This is a genomic window from Phenylobacterium sp., assembly GCF_036723115.1.
Taxonomy (GTDB): Bacteria; Pseudomonadota; Alphaproteobacteria; order Caulobacterales; family Caulobacteraceae; genus Phenylobacterium.
The window spans coordinates 1-16,177 of record NZ_DAIMHV010000059.1; the positions used below are offsets into that span (position 1 = coordinate 1).

Here is a 16,177-nt window from a genome sequence, read left to right on the forward strand (position 1 = left end):
GCGCAGGCCCCCTTCGCGATAGGCCTGCAGCTTCACGCCCTTGCCCCGGGGCATTTCCGGCAGCTCGGCCGTGGGGAAGATGAGAATCTTCCCATTGTCGCCCACCACGGCCATGTGGTCCCCGGAAAGGACAGCGGTCGGCGCCGCGCCGGCCTTGTCGACACTCAGCACCTGCTTGCCCGCCCGGCGCGCCGAGACCGCCTCATCCTCGGCCAGGATGAAACCGTATCCGGCATGGGAGGCCACGATGCGTTTGACGCCCGGCTTGTGGGCGAAGACATCAACGATCGCCACCTGATCCTCCAGGTCGATCATCAGCCGCAGGGGTTCGCCGTGGCCGCGGGCCGACGGCAGCTTGTCGCAGCCCAGGGTGAAGAAGCGCCCGTCCGAGGCGAGGATCAGCAGCTTGTCGGTGGTCTCGGCCGGGACCACGAAGCCCAGCTTGTCGCCTTCCTTGAACTTCAGCTCAGAGGGATCGTCCACCCGGCCCTTGGCGGCGCGGATCCAGCCCCGTTCCGACAGGATGACGGTGATGGGCTCGCGGGGAATCATCGCCTCGATGGCCGCTTCGGCGTCCACCTCCGGCGCTTCAGCGAAGACCGAGCGACGGGCGCCGACGGCGGTGTCGGGGCCCAGCACCTTGCGCACCTCCTTCAGCCCCACCCCCACCAGCTTCCACTGGCGGGCGTCGGAGTCCAGCAGCTTGAGGATGCCGTCCCGCTCTTCCGCCAACTCGCCGTGCTCGCGACGGATCTCCATCTCCTCCAGCCGGGCCAGCTGGCGCAGGCGGGTGTTGAGGATGGCGTCGGCCTGGATGTCGGAAAGGTCGAAGGCCGCGATCAGCTTGGCCTTGGGTTCGTCCTCATAGCGGACGATGCGGATCACCTCGTCCAGATTGAGGTAGGCGATCAGCAGGCCGTCGAGGATGTGCAGACGCGCCTCGATCTTGCCCAGGCGGTGACGCGCCCGGCGCACCAGAACTTCGCGCCGGTGGTCCAGGAAGGCGACCAGCGCCTCCTTGAGGCTCATGACCCGCGGCGCGCCACGGGCGTCCAGCACGTTCAGATTGACCGAGAACCGGCTCTCCAGGTCGGAGAGCTTGAACAGGCTCTCCATAAGGACTTCGGGCTCGATGTTGCGGCTTTTGGGCTCCAGGACGAGGCGGATATCCTCGGCGGACTCGTCGCGCACGTCGCCCAGCAGGGGCGCCTTCTTGGTCTCGATCAGCCCGGCCAGCTGCTCCACCAGATCGGCCTTCTTCACCTGATAGGGGATCTCGGTGACGATGATCTGATAGGTCCCGCGACCGGTGTCCTCGCGCTCCCAGCGGGCCCGCGTGCGCACCCCGCCCCGGCCCGTCTCATAGGTCTCCACCAGAGAGGCGTGGGGTTCGACGATGACCCCGCCGGTGGGGAAGTCCGGCCCCTTCACATGGACCATCAGGTCGGCCACCGAGGCCTGCGGATGGTCCAGCAGCAGCAGGCAGGCGTCGATGAGCTCGGCGGCGTTGTGCGGCGGGATGGAGGTGGCCATGCCCACGGCGATGCCGCTGGAGCCGTTGGCCAGCAGATTGGGGAAGCCCGCGGGCAGGACCACCGGCTCCTCGTCCTCCCCGTCATAGGTGGGGCGGAAGTCGACGGCGTCCTCATCGATGCCGTCCAGCAGGAGCTGAGCGGCGTCGGTCAGCTTGCACTCGGTGTAGCGCATGGCCGCGGCGTTATCGCCGTCGATATTGCCGAAGTTCCCCTGGCCGTCGATCAGCTGGTAGCGCTGGGCGAAGTCCTGGGCGAGGCGGACCAGGGCCTCATAGACGGCGGTGTCCCCGTGCGGGTGGTACTTACCGATGACGTCGCCGACCACCCGGGCCGACTTCTTGGCCGAAGCGTTGGGGTCCAGGCGCAGCTGGCGCATGGCGAAGAGCAGACGCCGGTGAACGGGCTTCAGCCCGTCGCGCACGTCTGGCAGGGCGCGGCCGGTGATGGTTGACAGCGCATAGGCCAGGTAGCGGCGCGACAGGGCCTCGGTCAGGGGCTCGTCGATGATGCGGTCGCCGTCGCCGTCGGACGGCGGGGGGATGTGCTTGCCCATTGATTCTCCTCAGGCCCCGATTCTAGCGGCTCGGGGCGGCCGCGTCACAGTGGGCCCGATCAAAGCCGGCCGGCGTCGGCCAGCCGGTCGATCATCCAGTGCCTGGCCGGCGGCAGGGGCCGGTTCAGGGCGTTGAAGACGAAGGCTTCCAGAAAGTGGCCGGTCAGGTCGAGGCCCGCCCGCACGTCGCCCGGCGCAAGTCCGCCCTGGGCCGACAACAGGAAGGGCGGAAGCGCCAGCAGCCGGTCCTTGTACGGCTCGCCGGCCTGTCGGCTCACCGCCCGGCCGGTGCGGGGGCTCACATAGATGAGGTCGTCGGTGTCGCCGGTGGCCGCGCACCGGGAGAGATCCAGGCCGAACCCCAGGTCCTGCAGCAGGCCGGCTTCGAAGCGCACGAAGACGGCGGGCCAGATGTCGGGATGGACCAGGGCGGCGATCAGGGCCTCCAGCGCCAGATAGGCGCCCGCATGGGGCTCGCGGTCCGGCAGGGCGCCGGCGGCCACCGCGGCGGCGGCGGACAGGCCGTGCAGGGCCAGGGGATCGTCGAACAGGGCCGAGGGTCCCTCCCCCACCGGCTCCAGGGTGGCCGAGCCCAGCTGATCGGCCACCCGGGCGCGGAAGCGGACGCCCACCGCCGCCCCGGGCTGAAGAAAGGGTTTGAGCCGGCGCGAGGCTCCGCCCGCCACATGGGCGGCGTAACGGCCGTGTCGGGCGGTGAGCAGTTCCACGATGGCGCCCGTCTCCCCATGGGCGCGGGCGGCGAGCACGAAGGCGTCGTCCTCGAACTCCATCAGGGCGCCTCAGACGTCGAAGTCCAGGCCCACATCGCCGTAGAACTCGCGCTTGTCGGCCCAGGCCTCGTCCACCTTGACCAGCAGGAAGAGGTGGACCTCCCGGTCGAACAGGTCCTTGAGCTCCTCGCGGGCCTTCTGACCGATCCACTTCAGCGTCTGACCGTTCTTGCCCAGCACGATGGGCTTCTGGCTCTCGCGCTGCACATAGATGGTCTGCTCGATCCGCACCGAGCCGTCCTTGCGCTCCTCGAAGGCGGTGGTGTCCACCGCCGCCGCATAGGGCAGCTCTTCATGGACCCGCAGATAGAGCTTTTCCCGGGTGATCTCGGCGGCCAGCAGGCGGGCGGGCAGATCGGCGGTCTGCTCCTCCGGATAGAGCCACGGCCCCTCGGGCACCAGCTCGCCCATGCGTCGCTTCAGGTCGCCCACGCCCGATCCGTCGGCGGCCGAGATCATGAAGACCTCCGAATAGACCCCGGTGTCGAACAGGCGCTGAGAGAGGGCCAGCAGGCGTTCGCGCTTGACCCCGTCGATCTTGTTGAGGGCCAGGATGGCGGTCTTGCCCGCCCCCTTCAGGCCTTCGATGATCGAGGCGACGTCGGCGGCCGAGCGCTTGTCGGCGGACTTCGCGCCGGGTTCGGCGGCGGCGAGTTCGGCCTGGACATCCACCAGATGAACGACGGCGTCGGCCTCCTCCGCTCCGCCCCAGGCCGAGCGGACCATGGCCCGGTCCAGGCGGCGCCGGGGGGTGAAGATGCCCGGCGTGTCCAGCAGAACCACCTGGCTCTCGCCCTCGATGGCCACGCCGCGCACGGGGAAGCGGGTGGTCTGCACCTTCTGGGTGACGATGGAGACCTTGGCGCCCACGAGGCGGTTGGTCAGGGTGGATTTGCCCGCATTGGGCGCGCCGATGATGGCGACAAAGCCGGCTCGGCTCATAGGGGGCCTTCGCGTTTGAGCAACATGACCTGGGCGGCGGCCTTTTCGGCCTCCTGTTTGGAACGCCCCAGGGCGTCTTCGGGATCATAACCCTGGATCGTCACCCGCACACGGAAGGATGGCGCGTGATCGGGTCCCTCCCGGCTGACGACCTCATAGGTGGGCAGCGGCAGGCCTCGGCCCTGGGCCCATTCCTGTAGCTGGGTCTTGGGGTCCTTGGCCCTGGGCGCTTTCAAGGCGTCAAAGCCCGGCGCCCAGAACTCCAGGAAGAAAGTCCTGGCCCGCTCCAGCCCCGCGTCCACATAGAGGGCGCCGATTAGGGCCTCGCAGGCGTCGCCCAGCACGGTTTCCGATTCCCGGGCGCCGATCTTGGCCGCGCTGGGGGACAGGCGCAGGGCCTCCCCCAGGCCGATGTCCCGGGCCACCTCGGCGCAGGCCTGATAGTTCACAAGGCTCGCCAGTCGGCGGCTCAGCTCGCCCTCGCGGGCTTCGGGATCGAGGGCCATGAGCCGCTCGGCCGCCAGCAGGTTCAGCACCCGGTCGCCCAGGAACTCCAGCCGCTCATAGTGGCGCACCTTGGCCGCCCCATCGCCGACGCTGGCATGGGTCAGGGCGCGTTCGAGAAGCTCGCGGTCCTGGAATTGATGGCCGATCCGGTCCTGCAACCGCGCCACGGCGGTCAAGCGCCGGTTCGTCGTCACGGGATCACTGCAGGATGTTGAAGAACCGGCCAGGCCGCGCCTCGGTCACCCAGGTCCAGGGCTTGAACAGCGAGGCCGCCCGCTCCCAGGACAGAAGGATGATCTGCGCCTTGCCCACCAGGTGGTCGGCGGGAACATAGCCCACCCCTTCCTCGAGGGAGCGGCGGCTGTCGAGGGAGTTGTCGCGGTTGTCCCCCATGAAGAAATAGTGGCCCTCGGGCACCAGATAGGGGCCGCGATTGTCGTCGGCGCCGTCGGGACCCATGTCGTAGGTCACGAAGGTGCGGCCGTCCGGCAGGGTTTCGCGATAACGCGCGACCTCGCGGGTGAAGCCATAGCCGGTGTCGACGATCCCGGGCGAGAGCTCCTCGCGGGGGACGGGCTGGCCGTTCAGGATGATCTGACCGCCGCGGATCTCGATGCGGTCGCCGGGCAGGCCGATCAGGCGCTTGATGTAGTCCGTCCGGCCGTCCCGCGGCAGCTTGAACACGACGATGTCGCCGCGCTTAGGCTCGCTGCCCATGATGCGCCCCTGGAACAGGGGCGGGCTGAAGGGGATGGAGTGGCGCGAATAGCCGTACGAGAATTTGGAGACGATGATGTAGTCGCCTTCCAGCAGGTTCGGCTCCATGGACGCCGAGGGGATGGTGAAGGGCTGGAACAACAGCACCCGCAGCACCAGGGCGATCAGGAGGGCGTAGACGACCGTCTTCACGATCTCCACGATCTCGTTGACGGTGTCGGGCTTATCGCTGGCCTGCACGCTCTGCACGTTCTCGCTCATGCGGGATGATCCCCAAGACGCCGCCAGAACGCGCGCCGGATATGGGTTAGCTAGCCCTTGCAAGGACGCCAGGCAAGCCAGCCGCCCCAGAAGTCGCCCGCAGGGCCCGATTGCGGGCCCCGTGCGTCTATTCGGGCACGGCCTCGATGATGACGAAGGCCTGGGCGTAAGGATGGTCGTCGGTCAGGGTCAGATGCACCACCGCCCGGTGGCCGGCCGGGGTGATCTCCTGCAGGCGTTTCAGGGCGCCGCCGCTCAGCACCATGGTCGGCGCCCCGGACGGCATGTTGGCCACCCCCATGTCGCGCCAGAAGACCCCGCGGCGAAACCCGGTGCCCAGGGCCTTGGAACAGGCCTCCTTGGCGGCGAACCGCTTGGCGTAGCTGGCCGCGCGGTCGGGCTTGCGCTCCGAGCGCCGCCGCTCGGTCTCGGTGAAGATGCGCTGGGTGAAGCGCTCGCCAAACCGCTCCAGAGTGTTCTCGATGCGGCGGATGTCGGCCAGGTCCGAGCCCAGACCCAGGATCACGCCGCCGTCTCCGCGCGGGCTTCATCCATCAGAGCGCGCATCCGCTGGATGGCGGCCGGAAGACCGATGAAGATGGATTCGCCGATCAGGAAGTGGCCGATGTTCAGCTCCACCACCTCGGGAATCGCGGCGATGGGCTTGACCGTCTCGTAGTCGATTCCGTGGCCGGCATGGACCTCCAGGCCCAGACGCGCGGCCTCGGCGGCGGCGGCGCGCAGCCGCTCCAGCAGTCCGGACGCGCGGGGATCGCCCTCGCGCACGGCGTCGCAATAGGCGCCGGTGTGCAGCTCGACCACCTGGGCGCCCATGGCCTTGGCGGCGGCGGCCTGATCGAGATCGGCGTCGATGAAACACGAGACCCGGATCCCCGCCCCGGCCAATCGCCCCACCACCGGGGCGATGTTGTTGTGGCCCTTGATCAGGTCGAGGCCGCCTTCGGTGGTCACCTCTTCCCGGCGCTCAGGCACCAGGCAGGCGGCGTGCGGCAGATGGCGCAGCGCGATGGCCTCCATCTCCGGCGTCACCGCCATTTCCAGGTTCAGGGGCCGGCCGCGACGCTTCACGATCACCGCCAGGGCGTCGATATCGGCGTCGGAAATGTGCCGGCGATCCTCCCGCAGGTGGGCGGTGATGCCGTCGGCGCCGGCGGCGATGGCCATCTCGGCGGCCCGCACCGGGTCGGGATAGGCCGCCCCCCGAGCGTTCCGGATGGTGGCCACATGGTCGATATTCACCCCCAGACGCAGGCGCCGGCTCATGCGTTGAGCCTCCGGCTGCCGGGATCCTCGATGGGGATGGCCGCCAGTTCGGGGGGCAGGCTGTCGGCCGGATAGGCGGGAATGTCCAGGCGGGCCAGGGACAGGAAGGGCGCGCCGATCTCGGCCTTGCCGCCGGACCGATCCACCAGGCAGGCCGCGCAGACCACTTCGCCGCCGGCCTCGCGGATGGCCTCCACGCACTCGCGGGAGGAAAGGCCCGTGGAGACGATGTCCTCCACCATGGCCACCCGTGCGCCGGGCTTGAGCGTGAAAGCGCGGCGGAACTTCAGCCGACCGTCCACCCGCTCCACATAGATCGAGGGCACGCCCAGCTGGCGGGCGGTCTCATAGCCGGGGATGATGCCCCCCACGGCGGGCGAGACGCAGACATCCACCTCCCCCACTTCGCGTCGGATCAGATCGGCCAGGGCCTTGCAAAGACGCTCGGTGCGGTCAGGGTACTGGAAGACGAGGTTTTTCTGCAGGAAGACCCCCGAATGCAGCCCCGAGGAGAGCACGAAGTGGCCTTCTCGCAGGGCGCCGGCGCCGCGGAATTCCTCAAGCACGTCGTCAGTGTTCATTTGGGCGTCTCCTTGCGGGCGAATTATCCGAGGCAGGCCTAGATGTCACCATTGTCAGCCATGATGCTGGGGCCGATTCGAAGGAGGCCGCTTCACCCATGCCCGGGATTATCACAACCGAGCGCCTGACGCTGCGCTCCGCCCGGGCGAGCGATCTTGAGCCGATGCACGAAATCCTCGGCTCGGCCACCGCCATGGCCTTCTGGTCCACCCTGCCCCATGTGAAGCTGGAAGAGACCCGGCTGTGGCTGGACGGCATGATGGCCACCCGCGCCGACGACTTCATCGTCGAAACCAAGGCCGGCGAGGTCATCGGCAAGGTCGGCTTCTGGGCCGATCCGGAGATCGGCTACATCCTGCACCCGGCCGCCCAGGGCAAGGGCTACGCCCAGGAGGCGGTCTCGGCGGTCATTGACCGGGCTTTCCGCGATCGGGGGCTGACCGAGGCCACCGCCGATGTGGACCCCAATAACACCGCCTCGCGACGGCTGCTGGAGCGGCTGGGCTTCGTGGTGGTGGGCAGCGCCCAGAAGACCTATCTGCTGGGCCACACCTGGGCCGACAGCCTCTATCTGCGCTGCACGCCCCAGACCTTCACCGGCCCCATGACCCCCTGGACCTGGCGGGCCAACGAGCTGGCCTGAGACCCGCTCGCCGCCCTAACCCTTGGCCCGGTCCACGGTCTCGACGCTGGGATTGGCCCGAAGGCCCGCGGCGATATGGGTGAGGTGCTTGGCGTCCTTCACCTCAAGGTCGAAATCCACATCGAAGAAGTCGCGCTGGCGATGGTGCATGCGCAGATTGACAATGTTGCCGCCGGCCTCGCCGATAATGGTGCAGGCCTGACCGAGCACGCCGGGCGCGTTCTTGATGGTCGCCACCAGGGTGGCGCGGGAAATGGTGTTGCGCTCGGCCTCCGGCGTCCATTGCAGGTCGCGCCAGAGCTCCTCGCGATCCTCGTATTCGGCCAGGGTGGCGCAATCGATGGTGTGGACGGCCAGCCCCGCCCCCTCGGGATCCAGGATGCCGACGATGCGATCGCCCGGCACCGGGCTGCAGCACTCGGCGAAGTGAAGGCTGATCCCGGGGGTCAGGCCCCCGCCGCGCACATAGAGCCGCGCGCCGGCGCCGCCCTCGATCCGCCGCTGGGCGATGGCGGCGTCCCGGTCCGAGGCATTGAGGCCGGGGAAGACCACGTCCAGGACCTGGGTGGGGCTGGTGCGGCCGCGGCCCACCGCCTCGAAGAGCTCGTCCTCCGTAGGGGTGGCGAAGCGGTCGAGGGCCGGCCGCAGGGACACCTCGGCCCGGCGCTTGCCGGCGCGCTCGAAGGTCTGGTCGATGCTGGCCCGGCCCAGTCGGATGAACTCGTCGCGCTCGCTCTGGCGGATGTGGCGGCGGATGGCCGACCGGGCGCGGCCGGTGACGGTGAGCGAGCGCCAGTCGGGCGGCACCACCGGCTTGGCCCCGCGGATCACCTCCACCACGTCGCCGTTCTGCAGGGCGGTGCGCATGGGACGCAGCTCGCCATTGATCTTCACGCCGATGCAGGTGTCGCCCACGTCGGTGTGGACGGCATAGGCGAAGTCCAGCGGCATGGCGCCCCGCGGCAGGCTGACCAGCCGGCCCTTGGGAGTGAAGACGAACACCTGGTCCAGGAACATTTCGAGCTTGGCGTGCTCGACCAGTTCCTCGACATCGCCGCCGTGCTCGAGCAGCTGGACCAGATGGCGCAGATTGACCAGCGGATCGCGCCCGCCGGCGGCGGCCTGGGCCTCGGCGTCGAAGCCGTAGCTCTCGTTCTTGTAGCGCCAGTGGGCCGCCACGCCGTCCTCGGCCACCCGGTCCATGGCCTCGGTGCGGATCTGCATCTCGATGCGCATGCCGCGCGGGCCCACCACGGTGGTGTGGATGGAGCGGTAGTTGTTCCGCTTGGGCGTGGAGATGAAGTCCTTGAACCGCTCCGGCACGCTGGGCCACGAACGGTGGATGACGCCGAGCGCGCGGTAGCAGTCCTCCTCGGTGTCGACGATCACCCGGAAGGCGTAGATGTCCGACAGCTGGGAAAAGCCGATGGATTTGCGCTGCAGCTTCCGCCAGATCGAGAAGGGATGCTTCTCTCGGCCGAAGACCCGGGCCGGGATGCCGGCCTCCTTCAGCTTGGCCGAGACCTCGCCCGACACCAGCGAGACCGCCCCGCCCTGCTCCTGACGCAGGGCCTCCAACCGGCGGCCGATGGCGTCGCGCGCCACGGGATTGAGGTGCAGGAAGGCCAGCTCCTCCAGCTCGGTGCAGATGCGGTGACAGCCGATGGACCGCGCCAGGGGGGCGTAGATTTCCAGGGTCTCGCGGGCGATCCGCTCGCGCTTGGCCGGGTTCTTGATGAACTGAAGCGTGCGCATGTTGTGCAGGCGGTCGGCCAGCTTGACCATCAGGACCCGCACGTCCTTGGAGATGGCCAGGATGAACTTCCGCAGGTTTTCGGCCTGGCGGGTGTGTTCGGAATTGCCTTCCAGCTGGGAAAGCTTGGTGACGCCCTCCACCAGCTCGCCGATCTCGGGGCCGAACAGCTCGTCGATGTCGCCCCGGCTGACCGGACAGTCCTCGATGACGTCGTGCAGCAGGGCCGTGACGATGGTGGCGGTGTCCAGCCGGTATTCGGTCAGGATGCCCGCCACCTCGATGGGATGGGCGAAATAGGGGTCGCCGGACGCCCGCTTCTGCGACCCATGCATGCGCATGGCGTACACATAGGCGCGGTTGAGCAGCGCCTCGTCGGCGGTGGGATCGTAGGAGCGGACCTTTTCGATCAGCTCGTACTGGCGGAGCATCCGCGGGCGACGGCCCGGGCCGTCGGCGGCGACGGGCGCGTCTTCAGGTTCGGCGACGGGGGGCGCCGCCTGGGCGATCAGAGGGTCTGCGCCTTCGGGGCTCAGTACCGCTCCTCCTGACCGCCATCACGGTCGCTTTGCAGGGCCCGCACCAGTTCCAGCTCGCTCATCTGGGTGTGGGTCGGGTCGGCCAGCAGGGCCAGGGTTTCGGCCTCTTCCTCGGCCTCGGTGTGCTCGTCCACCCGCTGCAGGCTGGAGATCAGGTTCTCGCGCAGCTCCTCGGCGTCGACCACGTCGTCGGCGATCTCCCGCAGGGCCACCACGGGGTTCTTGTCGTTGTCGCGATCCACCAGCAGCTGGGCGCCGGCCGAGATCCCCCGCGCCCGATGGGCGGCCAGAAGAACCAGGTTGAAGCGGTTCGGGACCTTCTGGATGCAATCTTCGACGGTGACGCGGGCCATGAAATCCTCGGATCAGGGAGAGAACTGGCGAAAATAGAGCTTCGCGCCCGATTGTGCAACGCCGCAGAGGCGATCACGTGCTGGACGGCCTCGGGCGATCTACCCCGCCCGCGCATCGGCGCCGACGCCGGCCCGGGCCGCCAGGACCTGGGCCGTGAGGCCCAAGACGGGGTGTCGCCAACCGGGCGCGATCTCGCTCAGCGGACCCATGACGAACAGCCGGTCATGGGCGCGGGGATGCGGCAGAACAAGGTCGTTCGTATCGATCACCCGGCGCCCATGGGCGATGAGGTCGAGGTCAAGGGTGCGCGGCGCGTTCCTTTCCCCCCGATTGCGGTTGAATTCCGCCTCGATTGAAAACAGGGTATCGAGAACCGAACGGGGTTCGGGCGGCGCCTCGACAATGACGACGCCGTTGCGATACTCCGGGCTGGACGGGTCGGGCCAGGCGGCAGAGCGCCACCAGCGCGACCGACGAAGAACAGGCAATCCCGCCTGGTCGAGATGAACCAGGGCGGTTTCCAGAAGGGCCTCGGAGGACGCGAATTCGCCGGCGAGATTGCTGCCCAGGGCGACAATCACCGCCTCGTCCCAGTCGGGACCGTCACGCTCCGATCCCGCGCCGATTTCAAGGATTTCCACGATTATGACTTTCTACCCCACCGATCGGATCGCCCTGTTTATCGACGGCGCGAACCTGTACTCGGCGGCCAAGGGACTCGGCTTCGATATCGACTACCGCAAGCTGCTCGAGGAGTTCCGCAAGCGCGGCGTGCTGGTGCGCGCCTACTACTATACCGCCCTGGTGGAGGACCAGGAGTACTCCCCCATTCGCCCGCTGGTGGACTGGCTGGACTACAACGGCTTCCGTCTCGTGACCAAGCCCGCGCGGGAATACACCGACGCCCAGGGCCGCAAGCGCTGGCGCGGCGACATGGATGTGGAGATCGCCGTCGACATGATGGAGATGGCCAACCACGCCGACCACCTGCTGCTCTTTTCCGGCGACGGGGACTTCCGCTGTCTGGTGGAGGCGGTCCAGCGGCGCGGGGCGCGGGTGACTGTGGTCTCCACCGTCAAGTCCCAGCCGCCCATGGCCTCGGACGACCTGCGGCGCCAGGCCGACAACTTCATCGATCTGGCCGACCTGGCTGACATCATCGGCCGCCCGTCCCGCCTGCCCCGGTTCATCCAGGAAAGCCGCATGGGCAATGAGAGCGGAGCCGATGCCGAGGCCTGACCTCGCCCATCCCGCCGCCGAACCGCCCCGCGACTGCCCCCTCTGCCCCCGGCTGGTCGCCTATCGCGAGACCAACCGGGCGGCCCATCCCGACTGGTGGAACGGCCCGGCGCCGTCCTTCGGCGACGCCGGCGCCCGGCTGGCCGTGGTGGGGCTGGCGCCCGGCCGCATGGGCGCCAACCGGACGGGCCGGCCCTTCACCGGGGACTTTGCCGGCGTGCTGCTGTTCGAGACCCTGCTGAAGCTGGGCTTCGCCCGGGGCCGCTACGAGGCCCGGCCGGACGACGGGCTGGAGCTGGTGGACTGCGTGATCACCAACGCCGTCCGCTGCGCGCCCCCGGGCAACAAGCCGGAGACGTCGGAGGAGAACAGCTGCCGGCCTTTCCTGAGCGAGCGCCTGGACCGGCTGCCGAACCTGAAGGTCATCGTCACCCTGGGCGACGTCTCGCGGCGCAATGTGCTCAAGGCGCTGGGCCTGAAAGCCTCCGCCGGGGTCGGGGGACACGGATCTGAGTTCCAGGCCGGACCCTACACGGTGATCAACAGCTATCACTGCTCGCGATTGAACACGAACACCGGCCGGCTGACGCCCGCCATGTTCGAGGACATCTTCGTCCGCGCCCGCGCCCTGCTGGGCGACTAGATCGGTTCCCACTTATCGGAACGCGCTCTGGCTCCGCCAGTAGTGATAGCGCCAAAGCTGCGCAAACCCCGCTCGGCCATAGAGGGCAAGCGCCGGATCGTTCCCCGCCTCCACCTGCAGGAAGATGCGCGAGGCGCCCGCTTCGATAGCATGGGCGGCCAGGGCGGCCATGACCTGGCCCGCCAGCCCCCGGCCCCGGCAGGCCTGGCGGGTGCGCATGCCATGCAGGCTGGCCCAGCCCTCCCCCAGGCTGAGCGCGCCGACCGCCAGGGTGTCCCCGCCCTCGCGGACGGCGCCGAAGGTGGTCTGCGGCGCCTGGGCCAGAATGGCCGCCCGCGCCGCGCCTTCCACGGGGTCGAAGCCCTGGCCCAGAAAGACGCTGGTCCAGCCCTCGTCTGGACGCTCCAGCAATTCCACCCCGCGGCTCGGGGCCAGGGCGGCCACGGCGCGAACATCGCCCGTCATGACCAGGGTCGGCTGGGCGGGATGGTAGCCCCGGGCCGCAAGGGCGTCGGCGACGCCGGCCAGTCCCTCCACATCGGCCAGGCGGAAGGCCGGCGCCAGATCGCGGGCGCGGTAGGCCGCCTCGATCCGGGCCAGCAGGCCCTCGTCGCTCACCAGAGTATGGCTCAGCGGGGCGGCGCTATGGGCCCGGCCCACCGGCCCGGGGCGGAGCCCCAGGATCCACGGGCCGATCACCTCGGTGCAGCCGGCGGCCACGGCGCCCAGGGTCGCCCGCTCGATGGCCTCGATATCGGCCGGCGGGGGCGGAAGGCGGCTCATCCCCGGTCGCGAAGCAGCCGGGCCTTGTCGCGCTGCCAGTCCCGTTCGGCTGCGGTCTCGCGCTTGTCGTGCAGCTTCTTGCCCTTGGCCAGAGCGATCTCCAGCTTGGCCAGGCCCTTGTCGTTCCAATAGAGCTTGGTGGGGACGATGGTCCGTCCCTCCCGCTGGACCGCGCCGATCAGGCGGTCGATCTGCTTGCGATGCAGCAGCAGCTTACGGGGGCGGCGGGGCTCGTGATTGAAGTGGGCGGCCTTGGCGTAGGGCGGGATGTCGGCGTTGATCAGGACGATCTCGTCGCCCTCCACGGCCGCATAGGATTCAGCGATATTGGCCTTGCCCGCGCGCAGGGACTTCACCTCCGTGCCGGTGAGCGCGAGGCCCGCCTCGACGGCGTCGTCGAGGAAGTAGTCGAACCGCGCCCGGCGGTTTTCGGCGATCACCTTGCTGGCCATGTGCGCCTCAGACCATGCCCGCATCGTGCAGGGCGGCGAGCACTTCCTGACGGGAGGCCTCGGACGCCGGCACGATGGGCAGGCGGGCCTCTTCCTGGCACAGGCCCAGATGGGCCAGCGCGAACTTGGCGGGCGAAGGCGAGGCGTCGGTGAACAGGGCCCGGTGGAGCCGATAGAGCCGGTCCTGCCAGTAGAGGGCGGTCTTCCAGTCGCCGTTGAGGGCGGCGTTGTAGAAGGTGGCGCACAGGTCCGGCGCCACATTGGCCGTCACCGAGATGGAGCCATGGCCGCCGTGCGCCATGTAGCCCAGGGCCGTGGGATCATCCCCCGACAGCATCACCCAGTCCGAACCGCACAGCAGGCGCTGCATGGTGGGTCTGGTCATGTCGCCGGTGGCGTCCTTGACGCCGACGATGTTGGGCAGCTTGGACAGCCGACCCAGGGTGTCGTTGCTGATGTCCACCCCGGTGCGCGAGGGCACGTTGTAGACGATGATCGGCAACTGGACGGCCTCGTTGATGGCCGCGTAGTGCGCATAGAGCCCTTCCTGGGAGGGGCGATTGTAATAGGGCGTCACCACCATGGCCGCGTCCGCGCCCACGGCCTTGGCGTGGCGCACCAGCTCGATGGCCTCGCGGGTGGAGTTGGAGCCGGCGCCGGCGATCACCGGCACGCGGCCGGCCGCGGTGCGGATGCACAGGTCCACCACATGGCGGTGCTCGTCGTGGCTCAGGGTGGCGCTTTCGCCGGTGGTGCCCACGGGCACGAGGCCGTGCACGCCGCCTGCGATCTGGCGCTCGACCAGGGCGACGAACGTCTCTTCGTCGACCGCGCCATCGCGGAAGGGGGTCACGAGGGCCGGCATAACGCCCCGGAACAGAGGATCGGACATTGTCTGCAAAAAGCCGTGAATACGCCGCATGAGGTTGCGGCCTTAAAAGGTGGGCGGACAATATGTCCGGCGCGGCGGCGCCCGCAACCGCCGTCTATGACCGAACGCCTGCCCTGGAGATTTGCTGCTTGCCCGCCATCGCGCTGAAGACCGCCCTCGCCGCCGCCACCATGTTGCTGGTCGCAGGGGTTCCGCACGCGCAGACCCCGAGCACGCCCCGGGCCACGGCTGAGGATCCGTTCCCTAAGCCCATCGAGCTGCGTCCGGCGCCGAGGGCGCCCATGGCCCCGCTGAGCGGCAGCGAAACCCAGCTGTTGCAACAGGCGCTGGGGGCGGCGCGCAGCCGGGACGTGGCCCGCACCCGCAGTCTGATCGAGGCCATGACCGACCCGGTGTCGCGCCAGATCGCCACCTGGGCGCTGATCGACGTGGTGGGGGATCAGGCGGGGTTCTTCCTGGTGGATCAGGCCCGCCGGGACCTGTCCGGCTGGCCCAGAGGCGCGGGCCGGCGGCAGGCGGCCGAGCGCCTTCTGGCCACGTCTGGTCTGTCCCCGGAGCAGACCATCGCGTGGTTCGGCGGCGAATCGCCGGCCACGGCCCGCGGGTCCCTGGCGCTCGCCTCCGCCATGATGGCCGCCGGCCAGGGCGCCGAAGCCGCCACCCTGGTGCGCCGGGTCTGGCGCGAGCAGGTGTTCGAGGCCGACGTGCAGGCCTCCATGCTGGCCCAGTTCGGCGCCTATCTGCGGCCTGAGGACCACGCCCGCCGCGCCGACATGTTGCTCTATGGGCCGCAGGGTCCGGCCGCCCAGGCCATGGTGGCCATGCTGCCCGCCGAAGAGCGGGCGATCGCCCAGGTGCGCATGGCCCTTCGCGGGGACGCTGGCAACGCCGAGGCGCTGCTGGCGGCGCTGACGCCGGCCCAGGCGAGCCACCCCGGCATCGCCTTCGAACGTGCCGGCTACCACCGCCGGCGCGGCCAGGAGGCCCGGGCCTATGACGTGCTCTCGCCCCTGCCGCCGGAACATGCCGGCCTGTCGGACGCCGCGACCCGGGTGTGGCGCGACCGCTATCCCATGGTGCTGGCCTCGATCCGCAGCGGCGATTTCCGCAACGCCTATCGGGCGGCGGCCAATACCGGCCTGACCAGCGGCGGCCCTGCGGCGGACGCCGAATTCTACGCGGGCTGGCTGGCCCTGCGGAAACTCAACAATCCGGAACTGGCCGACCGCCATTTCGCCGCCATCGCCCAGATCGGCTCCACCCCGATCACCGTGGGACGGGCCTTCTACTGGCGCGGCCGCGCTCACGAGGCCATGGGGGACGCCGACGGAGCCCAGGCCTTCTACCGCCGCGCCAGTGAGCACAACACCACCTTCTATGGCCAACTGGCCGCCGAGAAGGTGGGCGACGGGACCATGACCCTGCCGCCGGAGCCGGAGATCACCGAGTTCGACCGGGCCCGCTTCGAGGGCCGCGACGTGGTGCGGGCCGCCCGGCGTCTGAAGGAGATCGGCGAAGACACCCTGTTCCGGGTCTTCATCCTGCACCTGAAGGACGTGCTGCCCACCGCCGCCGAACAGGCCCTGCTGGTGGACATGGCGCGGGGCTATGGCGACCAGACCGGCTCCATGCTGGTGGTGCGCGGCGCCGCAACACAGGGCTATGTCCTGCCCTTGCGCGGCTATCCCTACCGCGCGGCCCCCGAGA

The 16,177-nt window shown here is 69.3% G+C and carries 18 protein-coding genes; 4 read left to right on the plus strand and 14 right to left on the minus strand.

Translation table 11 applies throughout. From position 1 onward, the window contains the following. From parC to pyrE, 8 genes are all read right to left on the minus strand, one after another. On the minus strand, positions 1–2,088 hold a 2,088-nt coding region (parC, locus tag V7D28_RS08050; RefSeq protein ID WP_333586863.1), incomplete at its 3' end, for a DNA topoisomerase IV subunit A. Between the two features lie 59 nt (positions 2,089–2,147). After that, positions 2,148–2,879 (minus strand): DNA repair protein RecO, encoded by a 732-nt coding sequence (gene recO, locus V7D28_RS08055; RefSeq protein WP_333586864.1) that lies wholly within the window; start codon positions 2,877–2,879, stop codon positions 2,148–2,150. A gap of 9 nt (positions 2,880–2,888) precedes the next feature. After that, positions 2,889–3,821 carry a GTPase Era gene (gene era / locus V7D28_RS08060; protein ID WP_333586865.1) on the minus strand — a complete coding sequence of 311 codons (933 nt, stop codon included), beginning with the start codon at positions 3,819–3,821 and terminating at the stop codon, positions 2,889–2,891. Continuing rightward, positions 3,818–4,522 carry a ribonuclease III gene (rnc, locus tag V7D28_RS08065; RefSeq protein WP_333586866.1) on the minus strand — a complete coding sequence of 235 codons (705 nt, stop codon included), beginning with the start codon at positions 4,520–4,522 and terminating at the stop codon, positions 3,818–3,820. Before rnc ends, era begins: the two co-directional genes overlap by 4 nt. Before the next feature lie 4 nt (positions 4,523–4,526). Then, entirely contained in the window at positions 4,527–5,306 is a 780-nt protein-coding gene (gene lepB / locus V7D28_RS08070) for a signal peptidase I (protein WP_333586867.1), read from the minus strand. 127 nt (positions 5,307–5,433) lie between these two features. Continuing rightward, on the minus strand, positions 5,434–5,832 hold the full coding sequence (gene acpS, locus V7D28_RS08075; RefSeq protein ID WP_333586868.1) for a holo-ACP synthase: 399 nt from the start codon (positions 5,830–5,832) through the stop codon (positions 5,434–5,436). Beyond that, positions 5,829–6,590 carry a pyridoxine 5'-phosphate synthase gene (locus V7D28_RS08080; RefSeq protein WP_333586869.1) on the minus strand — a complete coding sequence of 254 codons (762 nt, stop codon included), beginning with the start codon at positions 6,588–6,590 and terminating at the stop codon, positions 5,829–5,831. The genes acpS and V7D28_RS08080 overlap by 4 nt, the downstream gene beginning before the upstream one ends. After that, positions 6,587–7,171, minus strand: coding sequence for an orotate phosphoribosyltransferase (gene pyrE, locus V7D28_RS08085; protein ID WP_333586870.1), 585 nt, complete (start codon positions 7,169–7,171; stop codon positions 6,587–6,589). Before pyrE ends, V7D28_RS08080 begins: the two co-directional genes overlap by 4 nt. A 98-nt stretch (positions 7,172–7,269) precedes the next feature. On the opposite strand from pyrE, the gene V7D28_RS08090 reads away from it, so the two are divergent. Beyond that, on the plus strand, positions 7,270–7,815 hold the full coding sequence (locus V7D28_RS08090) for a GNAT family N-acetyltransferase (RefSeq protein ID WP_333586871.1): 546 nt from the start codon (positions 7,270–7,272) through the stop codon (positions 7,813–7,815). A gap of 15 nt (positions 7,816–7,830) precedes the next feature. Here V7D28_RS08090 and V7D28_RS08095 read toward each other — a convergent pair whose 3' ends face one another. The 3 genes from V7D28_RS08095 to folK form a co-directional block, all read right to left on the minus strand. Then, positions 7,831–9,999, minus strand: coding sequence for a RelA/SpoT family protein (locus V7D28_RS08095; RefSeq protein WP_333586872.1), 2,169 nt, complete (start codon positions 9,997–9,999; stop codon positions 7,831–7,833). A 101-nt stretch (positions 10,000–10,100) separates the two neighbouring features. Continuing rightward, on the minus strand, positions 10,101–10,460 hold the full coding sequence (rpoZ, locus tag V7D28_RS08100; protein WP_333586873.1) for a DNA-directed RNA polymerase subunit omega: 360 nt from the start codon (positions 10,458–10,460) through the stop codon (positions 10,101–10,103). A gap of 99 nt (positions 10,461–10,559) precedes the next feature. Then, complete coding sequence (folK, locus tag V7D28_RS08105) at positions 10,560–11,096, minus strand: 2-amino-4-hydroxy-6-hydroxymethyldihydropteridine diphosphokinase (RefSeq protein ID WP_333586880.1); 537 nt, start codon at positions 11,094–11,096, stop codon at positions 10,560–10,562. A 10-nt stretch (positions 11,097–11,106) separates the two neighbouring features. Between folK and V7D28_RS08110 the strand changes: the two genes are divergently transcribed. Together V7D28_RS08110 and V7D28_RS08115 are read left to right on the plus strand one after the other, a co-directional pair. After that, positions 11,107–11,700, plus strand: a complete 594-nt coding sequence (locus tag V7D28_RS08110) for a LabA-like NYN domain-containing protein (RefSeq protein WP_333586874.1) — start codon at positions 11,107–11,109, stop codon at positions 11,698–11,700. After that, the gene (locus V7D28_RS08115) at positions 11,672–12,343 is read left to right on the plus strand and encodes a uracil-DNA glycosylase (RefSeq protein ID WP_442957909.1); all 672 of its coding nucleotides are present in this window, start codon (positions 11,672–11,674) and stop codon (positions 12,341–12,343) included. Before V7D28_RS08110 ends, V7D28_RS08115 begins: the two co-directional genes overlap by 29 nt. A 12-nt stretch (positions 12,344–12,355) precedes the next feature. On the opposite strand, the gene V7D28_RS08120 is transcribed toward V7D28_RS08115, so the two are convergent. The 3 genes from V7D28_RS08120 to dapA are packed head-to-tail and all read right to left on the minus strand — an operon-like array spanning position 12,356 to position 14,470. Continuing rightward, a complete protein-coding gene (locus V7D28_RS08120) occupies positions 12,356–13,126 on the minus strand; it encodes a GNAT family N-acetyltransferase (protein ID WP_333586876.1) in 771 nt (256 codons plus the stop codon). Then, the gene (gene smpB, locus V7D28_RS08125; protein WP_333586877.1) at positions 13,123–13,578 is read right to left on the minus strand and encodes an SsrA-binding protein SmpB; all 456 of its coding nucleotides are present in this window, start codon (positions 13,576–13,578) and stop codon (positions 13,123–13,125) included. Before smpB ends, V7D28_RS08120 begins: the two co-directional genes overlap by 4 nt. A gap of 7 nt (positions 13,579–13,585) precedes the next feature. Further along, on the minus strand, positions 13,586–14,470 hold the full coding sequence (dapA, locus tag V7D28_RS08130; RefSeq protein ID WP_333586878.1) for a 4-hydroxy-tetrahydrodipicolinate synthase: 885 nt from the start codon (positions 14,468–14,470) through the stop codon (positions 13,586–13,588). 128 nt (positions 14,471–14,598) lie between these two features. Between dapA and V7D28_RS08135 the strand changes: the two genes are divergently transcribed. Continuing rightward, positions 14,599–16,177: tetratricopeptide repeat protein (locus V7D28_RS08135; RefSeq protein ID WP_333586879.1), on the plus strand; the 1,579-nt coding region annotated here is incomplete at its 3' end.

Excerpts from the sequence above, each read along its gene's own strand:
- recO (WP_333586864.1), bottom strand. The coding sequence starts at position 2,879 with ATGGAGTTCGAGGACGACGCCTTCGTGCTCGCCGCCCGCGCCCATGGG.
- era (WP_333586865.1), bottom strand. The coding sequence starts at position 3,821 with ATGAGCCGAGCCGGCTTTGTCGCCATCATCGGCGCGCCCAATGCGGGC.
- lepB (WP_333586867.1), bottom strand. The coding sequence starts at position 5,306 with ATGAGCGAGAACGTGCAGAGCGTGCAGGCCAGCGATAAGCCCGACACC.
- V7D28_RS08080 (WP_333586869.1), bottom strand. The coding sequence starts at position 6,590 with ATGAGCCGGCGCCTGCGTCTGGGGGTGAATATCGACCATGTGGCCACC.
- pyrE (WP_333586870.1), bottom strand. The coding sequence starts at position 7,171 with ATGAACACTGACGACGTGCTTGAGGAATTCCGCGGCGCCGGCGCCCTG.
- V7D28_RS08090 (WP_333586871.1), top strand. The coding sequence starts at position 7,270 with ATGCCCGGGATTATCACAACCGAGCGCCTGACGCTGCGCTCCGCCCGG.
- V7D28_RS08095 (WP_333586872.1), bottom strand. The coding sequence starts at position 9,999 with ATGCTCCGCCAGTACGAGCTGATCGAAAAGGTCCGCTCCTACGATCCC.
- rpoZ (WP_333586873.1), bottom strand. The coding sequence starts at position 10,460 with ATGGCCCGCGTCACCGTCGAAGATTGCATCCAGAAGGTCCCGAACCGC.
- V7D28_RS08110 (WP_333586874.1), top strand. The coding sequence starts at position 11,107 with ATGACTTTCTACCCCACCGATCGGATCGCCCTGTTTATCGACGGCGCG.
- V7D28_RS08115 (WP_442957909.1), top strand. The coding sequence starts at position 11,672 with ATGAGAGCGGAGCCGATGCCGAGGCCTGACCTCGCCCATCCCGCCGCC.
- V7D28_RS08120 (WP_333586876.1), bottom strand. The coding sequence starts at position 13,126 with ATGAGCCGCCTTCCGCCCCCGCCGGCCGATATCGAGGCCATCGAGCGG.
- smpB (WP_333586877.1), bottom strand. The coding sequence starts at position 13,578 with ATGGCCAGCAAGGTGATCGCCGAAAACCGCCGGGCGCGGTTCGACTAC.
- dapA (WP_333586878.1), bottom strand. The coding sequence starts at position 14,470 with ATGTCCGATCCTCTGTTCCGGGGCGTTATGCCGGCCCTCGTGACCCCC.